We start from the raw sequence: 18,547 nt of genomic DNA on the forward strand, positions 1-18,547 counted from the left end.
TGCTCCTTCAGTTCAGCGCGGTGCCGCGGGTCACGATCTTCGCCAGTCCCGCGATCAGGCGGTCGAGCACGAAGCCGATGATGCCAACGTAGAACAGCGCCAGGATGATTTCGCTGATGTGCGAGGAATTCCAGGCGTCCCAGATGAAGAAGCCGATGCCGACGCCGCCGATCAGCATCTCTGCTGCTACGATCGCAAGCCACGACAGGCCGATGCCGATGCGAAGGCCCGTGAAGATGTAGGGCGCCGCCGCCGGGATCATGATCTTGGAGAAGAACTCCAGCGGATTGAGCTGCACGACCGCTGCGACGTTGCGATAGTCCTGCGGGATGTTGCGAATGCCAACCGCGGTGTTGATGATGATCGGCCAGACCGAGGTGATGAAGATGACGAAGATCGCCGAGGGCTGGCCGTCACGGAACGCGGCGAGCGACAGCGGCAGCCATGCCAGCGGCGGAATGGTGCGCAGCACCTGAAACAGCGGATCGAGCCCCCGCATCGCCCATACCGACTGCCCGACCAGCGTGCCAAGCCCGATGCCGACGACAGCGGCGATCGAATAGCCGAACGCGACGCGCTGAAGCGAAGCGGACAAATGCCAGAACAGGCCCTTGTCGATGCCGCCGCGATCGAAGAACGGATCGAAGATCAGTTCCTTGGTTTCCTTGAAGACGCGCGACGGCGGCGGCAGGGTCGAGCCGGTGCGGCGGCAGACCAGCTCCCAGAACAGCATCAATAGCGCGAGCACGATCAGCGGCGGCACGACGCGCACCGCGGCCTCTTTCGCCATCTTGATGTACTTCTCGGCACGAGGCGCCTGCTTCGGCGTCATCGTGACCACTGGCGCCGCCGCAGTCGGCGACGCGGTCGGAATGGCCACCGTGGTGGCATCGGCTTTGATCGCGGGCATCGACATTGAAATCATATCTCCGTGTTCAAAAAAGGCGGGCCGCTCGCTGCTTTACGCGCGGCCCGGGCTTGATCAGACATCAACACGTTTGATCGACAGGGACTTCAGATACGCAGCCGGGTTTTCCGGATCGAACACCTTGCCGTCGAAGAAGGTCTCCTTGCCGCGCGAGGTCGAAGCCGGAATATCCGCCGCAGCGACGCCGAGCGTCTTTGCGGCGTCGCGCCACATATCCTCGCGGTTGACCTTGCCGATCAGCGCCTTGCTGTCGAAGCCCGCTTCATATTTGCCCCAGCGGATGTCTTCGGTCATGAACCAGAGATCGTGGCTCTGGAACGGATAGGAGGCGAAATCGCGCCAGTACTTCATGATGTGCGGCGAGTTCTCGACGACCTTGCCGGGAATGCCGTAGTTGAACTTGCCCTTGGCGCGATCGGCGATGTCTTCGACCGGGCAGTTGATCCACTGCCGCTTGCCCATGATGGTGGCGAGTTCGTCCTTGTTCTCCATCTTGTCGGCCCATTGCTGCGCCTCCATGACCGCCATCAGGATCGCCTTGGCGGCTTTCGGATTCTTGTCGACCCAAGCTGCGCGCATGCCGAGCGATTTTTCCGGGTGCTTGCTCCAGATTTCGCCGGTGTTGATCGCGGTATAGCCGATGCCCTGATGGACCAATTGTCCGGGCCATGGCTCGCCGACACAGAAGGCATCCATGGTGCCGACCTTCATGTTGGCGACCATTTGCGGCGGCGGCACCGTGATGGTCTCGACATCCTTGTCGGGATCGATGCCGCCGGCGGCGAGCCAGTAGCGAATCCAGAGATCGTGCGTGCCGCCCGGGAAGGTCATCGCAACCTTGGCCGATTTGCCGGCGGCTTTCTTCTGCTCGAACACCGCCTTGAGCGGCGAGGCATCGACGCCAACCTTGAGCTCGGCATGTTCCTTGGCGACCGAGATGCACTGCGCATCGAGATTGAGCCGCGCCAGGATGTACATCGGCGTCGGCACATTGTTCTGCGTCACCTTGCCGGCCGAGATCAAATACGGCATCGGCGTCAGGATGTGCGCGCCGTCGATGCCGTTGCCTTCCGAGCCGAGCACGAGGTTGTCGCGGGTCGTGCCCCATGACGCCTGCTTGGCGACTTCGACATCCGGCATGCCGTATTTGGCGAACAGCCCCTTGTCCTTGGCGACGAACAGCGGACCGGCGTCGCTCAGCGCGATGAACCCGAGCGTCGCCTTGGTGACTTCCGGACCCGCGCCTTGTGCGAAGGCCCCGGCGGGGAAGTTCAGCTTGGCGGCGGCGAGCAGTGCTGCCGTGCCACCGGTCGCCTTCAGGAGCTGGCGGCGGCTGAAACCGCGGCGTGAGGTTGGATTGGTGGGCTTCGTCATGGGCGTCATTGTCCTTTTGCGTCAGTGCGTGAAACGGGGCCGTCCGATTGGGTCACCGCGCCAGGCGCGCAAAGGCGTGTTCCAGGGAGGCCCCGGAATGGCGGCGTCACAATTCGGATGAGTGGTCTCAAGGGACGGCATCGATGGCGTCAGCACTAGCTATTCAAGCTCCGTGCCAAGCCTCGTGCAGCGTAAAAAACTTTTTGGTATCAGTACATTGTCGGAAAGTTGCCGAAAAAATAGGCGCCGGTCAGGAACCAGTCACAGCTTTCCAAATTTGCGATTCGCTCAATTCTTGTGCGGCGCACAAGAATTGAGCAAGCGGTAGAACATCCCGCACTACGCGTCCTCGGTGGTCTTCGCCATCATCGGTTTCGGCGCGCTTCCCTCGCCCGGCTTCATCCGGAATTCGTAGGTCATGAGGTGCCACGGCGCGGCCGCCGGCTTGCCGTCCGGCATCGTTGGATCGGTGCGCTTTTCGATTCTCGCGACAAGCTCGTCCTTGACCCCGAACACCACGTCGGAATCGAGATATTTGTCGCCGTCCATGAAAACGTGAGTGATCAGCGGCTGGTGGCCGGGCGCGTCGACCAGGAAATGGACATGGGCCGGCCGCATCGCGTGGCGGCGGGACTGCACGATCATTTCGCCGACCGGGCCGTCGGTGGGGATGGGATAGCTGCACGGCAGGATGGTGCGGAAGAAGAACCTTCCATCGGCGTCGGTCATGAAGCGCGCCCGTGACGACGGCCCTTCCGTCTCATAGGCCGGCTTCTGGGAATCATAGAAGCCGTCGTCATCGGCGTGCCAGACGTCCACCGGCACGTCAGCCAGCGGCTTGCCCTGGAGGTCGGTGACGCGGCTCTGCACGAACATCCGCTCGCCCGGCAGACTGGCCGAGATATCGGTGCCATGCGGCGTCACCTTGTGCTCGCCGACATAGAACGGGCCGAGCACGGTGGTCTCGGTGGCGCCCTCGCGCTCCCTGTGGTTCACGGCATCGACCAGCATCGACACGCCGAGCACGTCGGAGAGCAGGATGAACTCCTGCCGGATCGGGGTGCACTTCTGGCCGGTCCGGGTCAGGAAATCGATCGCAACCTCCCACTCCTCGAAGGTGAGATCGGTCCTGCGGACATAGTCGTGCAGCGACTTCACCAGTTCCTGCAGCAGAAATTTGGCGCGCGGATCCGGCGTATCGTTGAAACTGCTGATTACGGCGGCGGTCAGTTCGGTTTCGCTGAATTGGCGCATTTTTGCTGTCCTGCGGGATAGACGAAGGCTGGCGTCAGCCTATACCAGCGCCCCGCGCCGGGTAAGCGCGGCTGGTTGGAATGGAGCACACTTTTCGGCTATCAAGGTCGCCTCGCCAGCCGGAGATCAGCGCCGATGTTAGCCCCTACGCCCGCCTCGCCCGAATCTGCCGGAATGTCCAAGGCTGCGCTCGATCGCCTCGAAAATCACCTAAAGCAGCGCTATGTCGACGGCGGGCGCTTCCCGGGGACGCAGCTCCTGATCTATCGCCGCGGCAAGGTCGTCCATTCGACCGTGCAGGGCTTTGCCGACGTGGAGCGCAAGGCGCCGGTGAAGGACGACACGATCTTCCGCATCTATTCGATGACCAAGCCGCTCACGAGCGTAGCTTTCATGATGCTGGTCGAGGAAGGCCGCGTCGCGCTGGACGAGCCCGTGCACAAATACATTCCGGAATGGAAGAACCTCGGCGTGTTCGTGGCCGGTACGCATCCCGCCTTCCTGAGCCGTCCGCCGGCGCGGCCGATGCTGATCGTGGACCTGCTGCGCCACACCTCGGGCCTGACGTATGGCTTCCAGCAGCGCGGCAATGTCGATGCCGCCTATCGCGAGAACAAGATCGGCGAAGTGATCAAGGCCGGCACGCTGCAAGGCATGATCGACGACCTCGCGAAAATCCCGCTGGAGTTTTCGCCGGGCGAGGCCTGGAACTACTCCGTTGCCACCGACGTGATCGGCTATCTCGTCGGCCTGATCAGCGGCAAGCCGTTCGAGCAGTTCCTCAAAGAGCGGATCCTCGATCCACTCGGCATGAACGACACCGATTTCTTCGTGCCGAAGGACAAGGCGCATCGTTTCGCGGCTTGCTATTCGGCCGATCCGCAAGGCGGCATGACGTTCCATGCCACCGAGCGCAAGGGCACGCTGACGTTGCAGGACGATCCGACGACGAGCTCGTTCCTGGAGCCGCCCTCCTTCATCTCCGGCGGCGGCGGCCTGTGCTCGACCGTGGCCGACTACCTGACCTTCTGCCGGGCGCTGCTCAATGGCGGTGAGCTCGACGGCATCAGGCTGCTGGGCCCGAAGACCTTGAAGCTGATGACGTCGAACCACCTGCCCGGCGGCGTTGACCTGCCGGCGATGTCGCGCTCGCTGTTCTCGGAAGCCGCCTACAACGGCATCGGCTTTGGGCTCGGCTTTGCCGTCACCATGAACCCGGCGCAGACGCTGATCGCCGGCAGCCCCGGCGAGTTCAACTGGGGCGGCGCGGCGACGACCTCGTTCTTCATCGACCCGGCGGAAGAGCTGATCACGATCTTCATGACGCAGGTGCTGCCGTCGAGCGCCTATCCGTTGCGCCGCGAGCTGCGCACCATGGTGTACGCCGCGATCACCGACAGTAATCTTTGAGGGAAGTAATCCGGGTTCCGCGGTGCACTCAGGCAGTCACGGAGCCCGGCGCAACCGCCAAAGTGCCGGGTCAATTCCTCTCGATATCCCTTTAATCTCCTTGGCGAAATTCGGCGGCTTCTCCTATGCTTCGTCGACTGGGCGCCGATCCGGGGCTTGCGTTGCCAAAACTTTCACTGCCAGTGCGTCTCGTCCTTCTGGTTGCGGGAACCACGCTGCCGCTGATCATTTTCGCGGCCGGCATCACGTACAACAATTACAAGCAGGACCGCCAGAACGCGACACAACGCGTGCTTGAAACGGTTCGCAGCATTCGCCTCGTGCTCGACTCGGAGATGCAGCGGATCACCGGCGCGCTCCAGGTGTTGTCGCTGACAAACGCACTGCGCGACCAGGATTTTGAAGGATTCCGCCGCATCTGCCAGGGCTTCCTCGACCAGTATGGCGAAGGCGGCGTCGTGCTGGTGGCGGACCGCGAAGGCCGCCAGGTGTTCTCCTCGCTTAACCCGGATACGGCAAGCCTGCCGCTTCGCAGCAACCGTGCCATGGTCGACAAGGTCTTCGCGGAAAAGAAGCCGGTCTATTCCAACCTGTTCTTCGGGTCGGTCAAGAAACAGCTGATCGTCACGGTCGAAGTACCTGTCATTCGCGACAACGAGGTGCTCTACGACATCTCCTTCAGCCCGCCGATCGAGGTCTTCCAGGCCATGGTCGAGCAGCAACGGCCGAGCAAGGACTGGACGATCTCGATCTTCGACGGCGAAGGCACCAACTTCGCGCGCGTGCCGAACCCGCAGGAGACCATCGGCAAGCGTGCATCGCCCTCGCTCTATGCGCAGATGTTCCACATTCCCGAAGCGACCGTGCCGACGATATCGCTCGAGGGCGTGCCGCTGATTACGAGCTTCGCCCGCTCCTCGCTCACCGGTTGGACGGTTGCCGCAGGCGTCGCCGAAAGCTCGCTGGTCGCGCCGCTCTGGCGCAACCTCGCGATAACAAGCGTGATGGGCGCCATTCTGCTGATGGTCGGCCTCGCCTTTGCGGTGCGGATGGCGACCCAGATCGCCCGCGGCGAGATGCTCCACAATCTCCTGATCGAGGAGCTCAACCACCGCGTCAAGAATACGCTCGCGGTCCTGCAGTCGATCGCCACCCAGACGTTTCGCAGCGCGAGCCGGGCCGAGCGCGAGAAGTTCGAGGGAAGGCTCGGCGCGCTGGCGGAGGCACACAATTTGCTGAGCCAGGAAAAATGGCAGGGCGCGGAGTTGCGGGAAGTGATTGCGCGGGTGCTGCAGCCCTATCTGCTCAACACTCCGGAGCGGGTGCGGATGTTCGGACCACAGGTTCCGCTGTCGCCGCGGCTCGCCGTGGTGCTGTCGATGATCGTGCACGAGATCGCAACCAATGCCGCCAAATACGGCGCGCTATCGAACGACAGCGGGACCGTCGCGGTGGATTGGGAGATCCTCGAAGAAAGCGATGGGCGCAAGCTGCGGCTGATCTGGACCGAGGCCGGCGGACCGCCCGTCACGGCGCCGGTGCAGCGCGGCTTCGGCTCGCGGCTGATCGAGCGCAGCGCGCGCGACCAGCTCGGCGGCGAAGCAACCGTCGACTTCCTGCCGCGCGGCGTCGTCTACTCGATAAGCTGTGCGCTCGACAGGGAGGAATAGCTCGACACGAAGAATATTATTTCAGCATCTCCGGCACGATCAAGCGCGGCAGAAACAGCGAGACCTCGGGCCAGATGATCAGCGCGGCCAACACCAGCAACATCGGGACCAGCATGATGGCCGTGTCCTTGAGCGCATAGCGCAGCCGCACGCCTGCGATCGAGCAGGCGATCATCAGGCACAGGCCATAGGGCGGCGTGACCAACCCGAAAGCCAGCGAGACGATCGAGATGATCGCAAACTGCACCGGATGGAGGTCGACCGCTTTCGCCAACGGCTCGAGCACGGTGCCGACGATGACGATCGCCGGAATGGCGTCGAGAAAACACCCCACCACCAGGAAGCAGAAGGCGATGAAGAAGCCGGCCCCGATGGTGCCCATGCCCCACGTCGAGACGTTGGCCAGCAGCTCCTGCGGAATCTTGTAGTAGGCCAACAGCCAGCCGAAGGCGCTCGCGGTGCCGACGCAAAACAGCGCGACACCCGCCAGACGCCCGGTGTCGAGCAGGGACTTGTAGAGCTCACGCCAGCCGGTTTCGCGGTAGAAGAACGCCGACAGCGCCACCGAGTAAACCACCGCGACGCAGGCGGACTCGGTGGCGGTGAACCATCCCAGCAGGATGCCGCCGACAATGATGAACGGCGTCATCAGCGCCGGTATCGACCGCCAGATGGCGCAGCACATCTCCCGCCAACTGTCCTTCGGATAGGTCGGATAGCCGCGGCGCACGGCATAAACATGCACCGTCGCCATCTGCGCGCCTGCGATCAAGAGACCGGGGATGATGCCGGCCAGGTACATCGCCGCGATCGAGGTCGAGATCAGGCCGCCCCACACGATCATCAGGATCGAGGGCGGGATAATGACGGCGAGCACGGCCGAGACCGCGGTGATGGCGATGGAGAACGAGAGGTCGTAGCCTTCCTTGGTCTGCGCATCGATGAATATCTTGGACTGGCTCGCCGCATCAGCGGTGGAGGAGCCGGAGATGCCGGCAAAGAACACCGACAGCACGACGTTGATCTGCGCCAGCGATCCCGGCCAATGCCCGACCATCGAGCGCGACAACGCGACCAGGCGGTCGGTGATGCCGCCGATGCTCATCAGGTTGGCGGTCAGGAGAAAGAACGGCACCGCCAGCAGGATGAACGAATTGTAGGCGTTGAAGGTCTCCTGCGCGAGCGTCATGATCGACAGGCGCGGCTCGGTCAAGAGGATCGGCACACAGGCAAGGCCGAGCGCAAAGGCGACCGGCACGCGAATAATGAGCAGGCCGATGAAAGTCCCGAACAGGACCAGTGCGGCCTCTCCGGCAGAAAGAATATTCCCACTCATCGTTTTGCCCCAACCAGAATCCGCGCTTCATCGACGATCTGTTCACCCGCAAATGCAATCCACGTCACACCGGCCACCGGCCAGGCGACATGGATCAGCCAGAGCGGCAGATCCGCCAGTTCAGACGTTCGGTTCCAGGCGAAGCGCGTGAATTCGAGCCCGGCCCACACGAACACCAGCGCCATCGCCAAAATGCCGAGGCGGGCCGCAATCCGCACCGCGGCCTCAGCCCGTCGCGACAGGTCGGGCCAGACGTCGACCTCGAAATGCTGCGCCTCTCTGACGCCGACCATGGCGCCGATCATGATCGTCCAGACGAACAGGAAGCGCGCCATCTCCTCGGTCCAGATGTAGGACGGGATGAGCGGCGTGTAGCGCGAGATGATCTGCAGCGTGACCGGAATGACCAGAATGCCGACGCAGGCGGCGAGCAGGAATTCCAGCAATTTTGCATAGGCTGCCGTTGCTCGGCGCCATAGCGACGGGTGGGACATCACAGGCATTTCAGTCATTTCGGCTCCGTCTCGGATACCAGTCCGCCGATCCGGGCAAGAAGCGGGGCTTGCCCGGAAGGCTTTCGGCGGTCGTTCGATTTCAGGCCCCCGCGCAAACGCATTCAGCGTCGTCGCAACGAAGAGCCGGCCCCCTTACGCCTTACGCGACGTTGATCTTCTCGAAGATGCCCTCGGCGCCGATTTCCTTGGCGTAGGTGGCCATCACGGGATCAGCGAGCTTCTTCATGGCGTCGCGCTCCTCGAACGGAACGCGCTTGAGCTTGCCCGCCTTCTCCAGCGTGTCGAGCTTGACGACTTCCTCGCTCGACTCCAGTTGACGGCCGTAATCGCCCGCCTCCTTGCCGGCCTTCATGATCGCGTCCTGCAAGTCCTTCGGCAAGGTCTTCAGCGTTTTCACCGAGAAGCAGATCGGCCGGATCGATACCGCGTGCTGCGTCAGGTTGAGGTGGGGAGCTACTTCGTAGAACTTCATCGCCTCGACGCCGGCCGCCTCGTTTTCGCCGGCCGAGATCACACCGTTCTGGATGGCGTTGTAGACTTCATTGTAGGCGATCACGGTCGGGCTCATCCCGACGGCTGCGAACGTCTTCGACCAGATCGGGGCGCCCTGCACGCGCACCTTGAGACCCTTGAGATCGGCAAGGTTCTTGAGCGGCTTGTTGGCGAAGATGTTGCGGATGCCGCCGCCCGCATAACCGATAAGAACCACCTCGGCCTTGGCCGCGACTTCATCGGCGACCGGCGCCAGGATATTCGCTTCGACCACCTTGTTCATGTGCTCGATGCCCTTGAACACAAAAGGCGCATCGATGAACGGCGCCGCCTTGGCGAAGGTCGACATGTGGGCCGGCGAGACGATGCCGTAATCGACCGCCTTGCCCTGGGACATGTACTCGAAATACTGCTTTTCGAGGCCGAGCGAAGAGTTGCGGTGCAGCGTGAAGTTGATCGGCTTGCCGTAGTACTTCTTCACCAGCTCTTCGAACCGCAGCAGCGCCCTGTTGAAGGCGTGGTCGTCGTTGAACTGTACGGCTCCGTTGAGCGTGACGGGCGCTTGCGCCCTGAGGATCGATGGCATGCCCAAGACGCCGGCAGCCGCCGTCGCACCAAGGCCCGCGAGTACGGTTCTTCGCTTCATAGCGTTCCTCCCCTGTAATGCCCGTCCCTTGTAAGCGGAACTTTGGCTTGGCCGATGATGCGGCCACTACCGCAAAGCGTATGCAAAACGGTGCGGCTGTGGAAGCCAATTTAAGTAGTACCTGGGCCAATAGGCCGCAGACGGCTGAGCCGATGATCGCAATCATTTCGGCAAACCTCGCCTGGAAGCGCGGGCCGAACCGGTGTCCCCGTCCACAAACAGCCGCAAGCGCTCGTCACGGCTTCCGGCATATCAGTTGCCTAGGCAACGTCTTGCGATTCCATTTGACGCCGGCGGGGATGTTCATTGCGCAGGCAACCGACACGCCGCAAATGTTGCGCGATGTCGGATCTGGCCCGCTCCAACAAAGGCACGCATGACGTGCGAGCACGCGGCTTACCGCAATTTCCCGTCATGCCTTATCTGAAAACCGGAACTGAACGTTGCTGCATTTTGTCAGGCATCACCGCCCGCGAGCATTTCACGCGATGCACGCTGATGTCGAGCCGCCATGCGCTGCGAGCGATCGCATTATTGGTCGGAAAACCCCGTAGAAATCCGGTGCTTAAGCGCGACACAGTAAGCATTCTGGCCAAAATCTGTGGCCATTGAACTCGCGGTGGTTGTGGTTTGTCGAATATTTTGTCAAATGTAGAGGGCGGGGTTTTTTGCCAAATGCCCCGGGTGCCGACAGCCTTAGGTGGTTGGCGGCGCCGGTATCAGGATGCTTCCAATACGCGCATGCGTTTGGCTACCATCCCGTAATATCTCAGGATTCCTGTGGTTCTCTATACAACCTCACGGTTCGAACTGACTTTAAACACGGCAAATGCGGATGAACCTCTGACCTACTTTTGCCAGGGTTTCCCGATTGAAGGACGGTAAAACCAGAATGAACAGATCAGCAGCGAAAAAGATGAAACAGCGCAGCGCCGGCAAACCCGATATCGAATTGGGCAAGCGGATTCGCCTGCGGCGCGTGGAACAGAAAATCTCTCAAGCGGAGCTCGGCGATAAACTCGGCGTCAGCTTCCAGCAGGTCCAGAAGTACGAGAAGGGCGTCAACCGTGTCGGCGCAGCTCGTCTTCAGGCAATCGCTACCGCGCTCGACGTGCCGGTGACGTTCTTCTACGACGGCGACGGCAAGGCGCGCGAAGTCGAGAGCCTGCTCTTCCTGGACAGCGCGTTCAGCCTGAGGCTGTTGCGTGCCTACAGCAAGATCAAGGACCAGACCGTACAGCGTCAGCTGGTGTCCTTGATGGAATCGATCGCCGCCAACGAGGGCTAGGCATTATCGCGCCTGGATCGCAGCACCGCGGACCCGACCAATCGACGCGAGAAATCGCCGGGTAGCCTGTTGCTGCGCTAGGCCTGATCTTGATCTGGCCGGAACAAGATCGGTTCGTCGCCATCGCGAAGTGGCGGAATCCGGCCGTATCGCAGCAAGAAGGCTGCGCGGCACGGTCCGGCGAATAGTTGCGGGTTCTCACCTCCGCAAAGTCTCTCTACCGGTGCGCGTATGCTCGCCTCGCGCGTGGGCCGGCCCAGCGCCACCCATCTCACATTCCTCTCTCATAATCCCGCTCTCTCTCTTAATCCCTCCCGGCACCTGTTTCGGTCTTGACGCCATGCAAGATGCGGCGATTGACCTCGGCGCGACGCTCGTCCGACAATGGACCAAGTCCCCGACTGAAAGCCGCAACCGATGCTCGACATCCCCAAAAGCGCCGAAACATCCCATGCCGATGGCAAGATCCTGCAAAGCGTCAGCGATGGCGTCGGCGTCATCACCTTCAACAATCCCGACAAGCGCAACGCGATGTCGCTCGAGATGTGGGAAGGCCTGGGCCATGCGCTGGTCGGGCTGCGCGACAATCCCGACGTCCGCGTGGTGATCCTGGTCGGCGCCGGCGACAAGGCCTTCGTCTCGGGCGCCGATATCAGCCAGTTCGAAAAGACCCGCCACAACGCGGCGGCTTCGGAAGAATATTCGAAACGGAGCGAGGCGCAGCGTGCGCTGCTGGCGAGCTATCCGAAGCCGACGATTGCCTGCATCCGCGGCTTCTGCCTCGGCGGCGGCATGCAGGTCGCGATGCTCACCGACATCCGTATCGCCTCCGACAGCAGCCAGTTCGGCATTCCCGCCGCAAAACTCGGCATCGCCTATGGCTATGACGGCCTCAAGCATCTGGTCTCGCTGGTCGGGCCATCCTGGGCGCGGCTCATCATGTATACGGGCATGCGGATCGAGGCCGCGGAAGCGTTGCGGATCGGATTGGTCGACCGCATGCTGCCGGATGCGGAATTATGGGACGCCACCATGGAGATCGCGCGCACCATTTCCGGCAACGCGCCGCTGGCAATCAAGGCCGCCAAGATCACGATTGCCGAAGTGTTGAAGGACGAAAGCAAGCGCGACATGGACGCGATCAAGGCGATCGGCATGGCCTGCATGGATAGCGAAGATTTTCGCGAAGGGCGCACGGCTTTCATGGAAAAGCGCAAGCCGCAGTTCAAGGGACGGTAACGCGGGCTGCTGCCCGTTCTCGTCATTGCGAGCGAAGCGAAGCAATCCACGCCTCCGCGCAAAGAAAGAATGGATTGCTTCGTCGCTACGCTCCTCGCAATGACGGCGCGTTTGTCGGCGTCACAGCGCCGCGAGCACCGCTTTCGTAATATCCGCCGTGCCGTTGCTGCCGCCGAATTCCATCGGCTTGATTCCATCAGCATAGGCCTTGTCCACCGCGCGCTCGATGCGCTCGCCGGCCTCTGCCGCGCTTTCGAGGCCGTGCTTGTCGGCGAGCCAGTCCAGCATCATCGCGGCTGAAAGCATCATCGCGGTGGGATTGGCTTTGCCCTGCCCCATGATATCAGGCGCGGTGCCGTGGCAGGGCTGGAACACGGCGTAGCGATCGCCGATATCGGCTGACGGCGCCATGCCCAGCCCGCCGATCAGGCCGGCGGCGAGGTCGGAGAGAATGTCGCCGAACATGTTCTCCGTCACCATGACGTCGAAGTCCCAGGGACGCTTCACCATCATCAGCGAACAGGCATCGACATAGACCCGGTCCGCCTTGATGCCCGGATGGCGTTTGGCGGCTTCATCGAACATCTCGCGAAAGAACGCGAACGCCCTGAACACGTTTGCCTTGTCGACGCAGGTCAGGCCGCCATTGGTCTTGCCGCGCGCCTTGCGCCGTTCGGCGAGGCGGAACGCAAACTCGAACAAGCGCTCCGAGGTTTTACGGGTGATGACCAGCGTCTCGCGCGCTTCGGTGTCCGTCACGACGCCCTTGCCCATCGAGGCGAACAGGCCTTCGGTCGATTCCCGGATCAGCACAAGATCGATGCCGCGCTGGTCGGCGCCGACGATCGGGCTCGGCACGCCCGGGATCAGCCGCGCCGGGCGCACGCCGGCATAGAGGTCGAAATGGAAGCGCAGTTCGATCTGCGGGGCGATCTCGGTGTTGTCAGGGTAGCGCACCGACGGCAGGCCGCAGGCGCCGAGCAGGATGGCATCCGCTTCCTCGCACAGCCGCACGGTGCTGTCAGGCATCGATTTGCCGGTCGCGAGATAATTGTTGGCGCCGGCCGGGGCATCGGTGAAGCGGAATTTGAGGTCGCTGGTCGCTTCGATCTTGCGCAGGACTTCCAGCGCGGGTGTCATTACTTCAGGGCCGATGCCATCGCCGCCGAGCACGGCGATGTGGAGGGCGTTGTTTGCGGACATGGGGGTTCCTTGGGAGTATTCGGACTGGAATTAGCGACGTCATTGCGAGCGCAGCGAAGCAATCCATGTCACGGCAGATCGGGTAGATGGATTGCTTCGCTGCGCTCGCAATGACGAAGGCAACAGCGGGGGCCTACGGCGTCAGCACGGCGCGGCCGACCAGTTTGCCTTTCTGCAAATCGGTCAGCGCTTCGTTCGCTTTCGCGAGCGGCATCGTCGTCACCGGAATCGGTGCGATCTTCTGGTTGCGGACGAGATCGAGCAATTCCTCGGTTTCACGCAGATTTCCGACATAGCTGCCCTGGATCGTGATCGCCTTGATCGGAATCAGCGGCAAGGCCCAGGTCGCGCCGCCGCCGAACAGGCCGACGATGACGAGCTTGCCGCCCTTGGTCAGGCAGTCGAAGCCGAGCTGCGTGGTCTGGGCGTTGCCGACCAGATCGATTACCGCGCGGATCGGGCCGCCGGCCCTCTTGGCGAGTTGCTCGAGCGCGTCGGGCGCCTTGCCGTCGACGGTGGCGAGCGCCCCGGCGGCTTCGGCGGCTTCGCGCTTGCGCGCGTCGATGTCGACGACGATCGCGCCCTTACCGCCCAGCGCCTTCAACAACGATAGCGCCATCAGCCCGAGCCCGCCGGCGCCGAAGATGACGATCGGCGAGTTGAAGGCGAATTCGACCTTCTTCAGCGCGCTATAGGTGGTGACGCCGGAACAGGCATAGGGCGCCGCGGTGACGGGATCGAGCCCCTTCAGGTTCAGGAGATACTTCGGATTCGGCACCGTCATGTGATCGGCATAGCCGCCGTCGCAGTAGACGCCGAGCGAGTTCGGCTTGACGACGCACATGTTCTCGTCGCCGCCGCGACACGTCTCGCATTTGCCGCAGCCGAGCCAGGGAAAGACCAGCGCGACATCACCGACCTTGAGATCGCCCTTGTCGGCGGCCGTCACGTCAGGCCCGAACGCCGCCACCTCGCCGACCGTCTCGTGCCCCATGGTGCGCGGCAGCGACACGCCGCGGTCCTTCAGCGACAGCGGCTTGCGGCCGTGGCCGAGATCATAGCCGCCTTCCCATATGTGAAGGTCGCTGTGGCAGACGCCGGCCGCCTTCACCTTGATCAGCACCTGCGTGCCCGTGGGCTGCGGCGTCTCCTGATCCACCTCTTTCAGGGGTGCGTTGAACTCGGCGACCTGAAAACTCTTCATCGCTTCTCTCCCGTCATTCTTGTTCTTGGCACAGGCATTTCTTTCGGGGCGGACATTGCCACGTCTCGCCAAGCGAGACAAACGCGGGCGGCAGTCTTCCGGTATCTATAGCGTTTTCGACCGAAGTGGATGCCGGTTCGCATAGCAATCAAGTTTACGCAGATTGCGTAGACTTATCTGCGGTAGAAAACGCGTCAAAACAAGAATCTAGATCAGCGGATGATGGCAAGCCACGAACTGGCCGGGCGCCACAGCGCGCAGTTCCGGCACCTCGTCGCTGCATCGCTGATCCGCGCGGGGGCAGCGGGTGCGAAACCGGCAGCCGGACGGCGGCGCGATCGGCGATGGCGGCTCGCCCACCGGCACGGTCTCGGTGGGGCGGACATCCGGATCAGGCACCGGGATAGCCTCGATCAGCAGCGCGGTATAGGGATGCGCCGGGCGGGCGAAGAGCTGTTCGGAGGGGCCGACCTCGCACAACCGGCCGAGATACATCACCGCGACACGGTCGCTGACGGCTTTCACCACCGCGAGATCGTGCGCGATGAATAGCAGCGTCAAGCCGAACCGGCCCTTCATCTCCTCCAGCAGGTTGAGGATCTGGGCACGGATAGAAACGTCGAGCGCGGAGACCGGCTCGTCGCAGACGATGAATTCCGGATTGAGAATGAGCGCACGCGCGATGCAGATGCGCTGGCACTGCCCGCCGGAGAATTCATGCGGCAGCCGTCCCACGACCAGCGTCGGGTCGAGCCCGACCGCGGTGAGCACCTCGTGGACGAGCCGCTCGCGCTTCTCCGGATCCTTGACGCCCGCAATCACCAGCGGCTCGGCGACGATGTCGCCGATCCTGCGGCGCGGGTTCAGCGAGGCGATCGGGTCCTGGAAGATCAACTGAACGCGCCGGCGCATCTGCCGCAAGGCATCGCCGTGCATGGCCGTGAGATCCTGCCCGTCGAACGACACCCGCCCCGAGGTCGGGCGGCGCAACTGCAAGACGGCGCGGCCCAGCGTCGACTTTCCGCAACCGGATTCGCCGACCAGACCCAACGTCTCGCCGCGGGCGATCTGCAAGGACACGCCGGACACGGCATGAACGATCTTGGCACCGACAGGATATTCGACGACGAGATTGTCAACGTCGAGCAGCGCGTCTGGTGAAATGGATGGAGCGGATTGCAGCATCATACGTTGGCATCCGCATGGGTTTCGATCGGGTGGAAGCAGGCGAACTGGTGTGCGCTGGTCTCCGCCGCCTCCAGCGCAGGCTTCTCGCGCTGGCAGCGGGACATCGCATAGCGGCAGCGCGGCGAGAACGAGCAGCCCTGCAGCGGCCGGGTCGGATCGGGCGGGCGCCCCGAGATCGCCGGCAGCGGCGTATGGGGCGCGGCATCGAGTTTGGGGAGCGCCGCCAGCAGCGCCTCGGTATAGGGCATTCGCATCTTCTTGAACAACGCGGGCGTCGGCGCGCGCTCGACCACACGGCCGGCATACATCACGGCGACTTCATCGGTGCGGCCGGCGACGACGCCGAGGTCGTGGGTGATCAGGATCATTGCCATGTGGCGACGGCGCTGCTCGCGCGCCAGGAGATCGAGGATCTGCGCCTGGATCGTGACGTCGAGCGCGGTGGTCGGCTCGTCGGCGATCAGGAGCTTTGGTTCGCACGACAGTGCGATCGCGATCGCCACCCGCTGCCGCATGCCGCCGGAAAGCTGGTGGGGATACTGCGCCAGCCGCTGCTCGGGCGCGGGGATGCCGACCGCAGCGAGCAATTCGATGCTGCGCCTGGTGGCTGTGGCGTCGTTCAGTTCGAGATGCTCCTGCAGCGTCTCGATCAACTGGGTGCCGATCGTGAGCACCGGGTTGAGCGAGGTCATCGGATCCTGGAACACGACCGCCAGCGACCGGCCGCGCAGCTTGCGCAGTTTCTCCGGCGAGAGCTGCAGCAGGTCCTGGCCGTCGAACATCACGCGGCCGGAGAGCTTTGCCTTCTTCGGCACCAGTTGCAGGATCGCCCGCGACAGCATGGTCTTGCCGCAACCGGATTCGCCGACGACGCCGAGCGTCTGACCCGCGCCGACGGTGAGGTCAACATGATCCACCGCACGCAGATTGCCGCGCGGCGTCGGCAGATCGACGACAACGTCCTCGACGGAAAGCAAGGTATTCCCGGTCACAGCGCGCCCTGACGTGGATCGGTGAGCGCACGCAGCGTGTCGCCGACAAGATTGAAGGAAAGCACGGTGAGGAACATCGCTGCCGCCGGCAGGAAGGCGAGCCTTGGCGCCACGTCGAGGCTCTCGCGCCCCTCCCCGATCATGGTGCCCCAGCTCGAGATCGGCGGCGGCACGCCGAGGCCCAGGAATGACAAGGCGCCCTCGACCACGATGGTGACGGCAACGGCGAGCAGGAAGAAGGCAAACAGCGGCAGAATGACGTTCGGCAATAGTTCGCGCAACAGGATGCGCGCATGGGTGGCCCCGAGCGCTTGCGCCGCGATGACGAATTCACGGCGCGCCAGCGTCAGCGTTGCCGCCCGCGCCACCCGCATGAAGGCGGGAATTCCGAGCACGCCGAGAATTAAGGTGAGGTTGGGGATCGACTGCCCCAAGAAGGCGGTCACGGCCAGCGCCAGAATCAGGGGTGGAAACGCCAGCAGCACGTCCATGCTGCCGACCACGATCGACTCGAACCGGCCGCGGAAATAGCCCGCGAGCATGCCGAGCGCGCCACCGATGATGAGCCCGATGATGGGCGCGCACAGCCCGACCGCGAGCGAAATTCGCGCGCCATGGACGAGCCTTGAGAGCTCGTCGCGGCCAAGACCGTCGGTTCCGAGCCAATGCTCCATCGAAAACGGAGCCCGCCGCTCCAGCATGTCCATATCGGTCGGGCTCGGCAGCGGCAGCACCGGCGCCAGGATCGCGGCTGCGAACATAAAGATCATCCAGCCGATCGCCATCCAGAACAGCAGTCCCAATCGGCGTCCGCGCTTTGCCGGTTCCGCCGCAACGCCTTCGTCGATTGTGAGTTCAAGCGTGGCCATGACGAATCCTGGGGTCGAGGACGGCGTAGAGCAAATCCACAATGAAGTTCACGATCACGAAACCGGCGGCAACCAGCAGCACCACACCCTGCAGGATGATGAGGTCGCGGGTATAAATCGCGCCGATCAGGAGCCGGCCGATCCCCGGAAGCGCGAAGATCGTCTCCACGATGACGGTGCCGCCGATCAATCGCCCGATATTGATGCCGGTGATCGTGACCAGCGTCAGCGAGGACGGTTTCAGCGCGTGCACGAACAGGATGCGCGAGGCCTTCAATCCCTTGGCTTTCGCCAGCGCGATATAATCTTCCTGCAGGGTTGCGATCATGTCTGAGCGCAGAACCCGCATGATCCCCGGCCATTCGGCGAGCGCCAGCGTCAGCGCCGGAAGCACCATGAAGCGCAGGTTTGCGGCCGGGTCTTCGGCGAATGGCACATACCCGGTCGCCGGCAACCAGCGCAGCTCGACCGCGAAAAAATAGATCAGCAGGATTGCCGACAGGAAGGTCGGCACCGAAAGCATGCCGAAAGCCGTGCCGGTCATGAAGCGGTCGAACGGTCCGCCGCTGCGCGCCGCGCAGAGGATCGCCAGGGGTACGCCGATCGCCAGCGCGCCGAGCTGCGCCAGCAGCATCAGCTCGATGGATACCGGCAGCCGCTCGGCGACCGCCTGCAGCACCGTCTGGCCGGTGCGGAACGAGCGGCCCAAGTCGCCCTGCAGGACATTGCCGAGCCAGCTCAGATAGCGCCACCAGATCGGCTGGTCCAACCCCATGTCACGCCGCAACGCCGCGACGTTCTCCGGCGTCGCCTGGTCACCGAGGATGGTATACGCAAGATCGCCCGGCAACAGCGACGCGATCGAGAACGTCAGCAGCGAAACCGCAATCAGCACCGGCACCAGATACAAGAGCCGGCGTGCGACGAAGAACGCCATGG

General features: G+C 63.1%; 17 protein-coding genes. 5 read left to right on the plus strand and 12 right to left on the minus strand.

Going from position 1 to position 18,547, the window contains the following annotated elements; genetic code table 11:
- Positions 1-7: 7 nt before the first annotated feature.
- From ntrB to KIP88_RS01035, 3 genes are all read right to left on the minus strand, one after another.
- Positions 8-916, minus strand: coding sequence for a nitrate ABC transporter permease (gene ntrB / locus KIP88_RS01025; protein ID WP_214485968.1), 909 nt, complete (start codon positions 914-916; stop codon positions 8-10).
- Positions 917-982: 66 nt separating this feature from the next.
- Entirely contained in the window at positions 983-2,302 is a 1,320-nt protein-coding gene (locus KIP88_RS01030; RefSeq protein WP_214485969.1) for a CmpA/NrtA family ABC transporter substrate-binding protein, read from the minus strand.
- Positions 2,303-2,641: 339 nt separating this feature from the next.
- Positions 2,642-3,556, minus strand: a complete 915-nt coding sequence (locus tag KIP88_RS01035; protein ID WP_214485970.1) for a dioxygenase — start codon at positions 3,554-3,556, stop codon at positions 2,642-2,644.
- Between the two features lie 135 nt (positions 3,557-3,691).
- On the opposite strand from KIP88_RS01035, the gene KIP88_RS01040 reads away from it, so the two are divergent.
- Together KIP88_RS01040 and KIP88_RS01045 are read left to right on the plus strand one after the other, a co-directional pair.
- On the plus strand, positions 3,692-4,966 hold the full coding sequence (locus tag KIP88_RS01040) for a serine hydrolase (RefSeq protein WP_214485971.1): 1,275 nt from the start codon (positions 3,692-3,694) through the stop codon (positions 4,964-4,966).
- A 161-nt stretch (positions 4,967-5,127) separates the two neighbouring features.
- Positions 5,128-6,636, plus strand: coding sequence for a sensor histidine kinase (locus tag KIP88_RS01045; RefSeq protein WP_214486614.1), 1,509 nt, complete (start codon positions 5,128-5,130; stop codon positions 6,634-6,636).
- 16 nt (positions 6,637-6,652) lie between these two features.
- Here KIP88_RS01045 and KIP88_RS01050 read toward each other — a convergent pair whose 3' ends face one another.
- The 3 genes from KIP88_RS01050 to KIP88_RS01060 form a co-directional block, all read right to left on the minus strand.
- Entirely contained in the window at positions 6,653-7,972 is a 1,320-nt protein-coding gene (locus KIP88_RS01050; protein ID WP_214485972.1) for a TRAP transporter large permease, read from the minus strand.
- Positions 7,969-8,484 (minus strand): TRAP transporter small permease, encoded by a 516-nt coding sequence (locus tag KIP88_RS01055; protein ID WP_214485973.1) that lies wholly within the window; start codon positions 8,482-8,484, stop codon positions 7,969-7,971. The genes KIP88_RS01050 and KIP88_RS01055 overlap by 4 nt, the downstream gene beginning before the upstream one ends.
- Before the next feature lie 142 nt (positions 8,485-8,626).
- Entirely contained in the window at positions 8,627-9,625 is a 999-nt protein-coding gene (locus KIP88_RS01060) for a TRAP transporter substrate-binding protein (protein ID WP_214485974.1), read from the minus strand.
- Between the two features lie 342 nt (positions 9,626-9,967).
- On the opposite strand from KIP88_RS01060, the gene KIP88_RS01065 reads away from it, so the two are divergent.
- From KIP88_RS01065 to KIP88_RS01075, 3 genes are all read left to right on the plus strand, one after another.
- Positions 9,968-10,237 (plus strand): hypothetical protein, encoded by a 270-nt coding sequence (locus KIP88_RS01065; protein WP_214485975.1) that lies wholly within the window; start codon positions 9,968-9,970, stop codon positions 10,235-10,237.
- A gap of 280 nt (positions 10,238-10,517) precedes the next feature.
- Positions 10,518-10,913: a helix-turn-helix domain-containing protein gene (locus KIP88_RS01070; protein ID WP_212418902.1), complete on the plus strand. Its 396-nt coding sequence runs from the start codon at positions 10,518-10,520 to the stop codon at positions 10,911-10,913.
- Positions 10,914-11,330: 417 nt separating this feature from the next.
- Complete coding sequence (locus KIP88_RS01075; protein ID WP_214485976.1) at positions 11,331-12,152, plus strand: enoyl-CoA hydratase; 822 nt, start codon at positions 11,331-11,333, stop codon at positions 12,150-12,152.
- A 120-nt stretch (positions 12,153-12,272) separates the two neighbouring features.
- Here the strand turns inward: KIP88_RS01075 and KIP88_RS01080 are convergent, their stop codons facing one another.
- The 6 genes from KIP88_RS01080 to KIP88_RS01105 form a co-directional block, all read right to left on the minus strand.
- Entirely contained in the window at positions 12,273-13,355 is a 1,083-nt protein-coding gene (locus KIP88_RS01080; protein ID WP_214485977.1) for an isocitrate/isopropylmalate dehydrogenase family protein, read from the minus strand.
- 133 nt (positions 13,356-13,488) lie between these two features.
- Positions 13,489-14,559: an alcohol dehydrogenase gene (locus KIP88_RS01085; RefSeq protein ID WP_214485978.1), complete on the minus strand. Its 1,071-nt coding sequence runs from the start codon at positions 14,557-14,559 to the stop codon at positions 13,489-13,491.
- A gap of 207 nt (positions 14,560-14,766) precedes the next feature.
- Positions 14,767-15,747 (minus strand): ABC transporter ATP-binding protein, encoded by a 981-nt coding sequence (locus tag KIP88_RS01090; protein WP_214485979.1) that lies wholly within the window; start codon positions 15,745-15,747, stop codon positions 14,767-14,769.
- Positions 15,744-16,739: an ABC transporter ATP-binding protein gene (locus KIP88_RS01095; RefSeq protein WP_214485980.1), complete on the minus strand. Its 996-nt coding sequence runs from the start codon at positions 16,737-16,739 to the stop codon at positions 15,744-15,746. The genes KIP88_RS01090 and KIP88_RS01095 overlap by 4 nt, the downstream gene beginning before the upstream one ends.
- The gene (locus KIP88_RS01100) at positions 16,736-17,608 is read right to left on the minus strand and encodes an ABC transporter permease (protein ID WP_214485981.1); all 873 of its coding nucleotides are present in this window, start codon (positions 17,606-17,608) and stop codon (positions 16,736-16,738) included. The genes KIP88_RS01095 and KIP88_RS01100 overlap by 4 nt, the downstream gene beginning before the upstream one ends.
- Positions 17,595-18,545: an ABC transporter permease gene (locus KIP88_RS01105; RefSeq protein ID WP_214485982.1), complete on the minus strand. Its 951-nt coding sequence runs from the start codon at positions 18,543-18,545 to the stop codon at positions 17,595-17,597. The genes KIP88_RS01100 and KIP88_RS01105 overlap by 14 nt, the downstream gene beginning before the upstream one ends.
- Between the last annotated feature and the right edge of the window lie 2 nt (positions 18,546-18,547).

This window comes from Bradyrhizobium sp. SRL28, from assembly GCF_018596315.1.
Taxonomy (GTDB): Bacteria; Pseudomonadota; Alphaproteobacteria; order Rhizobiales; family Xanthobacteraceae; genus Bradyrhizobium.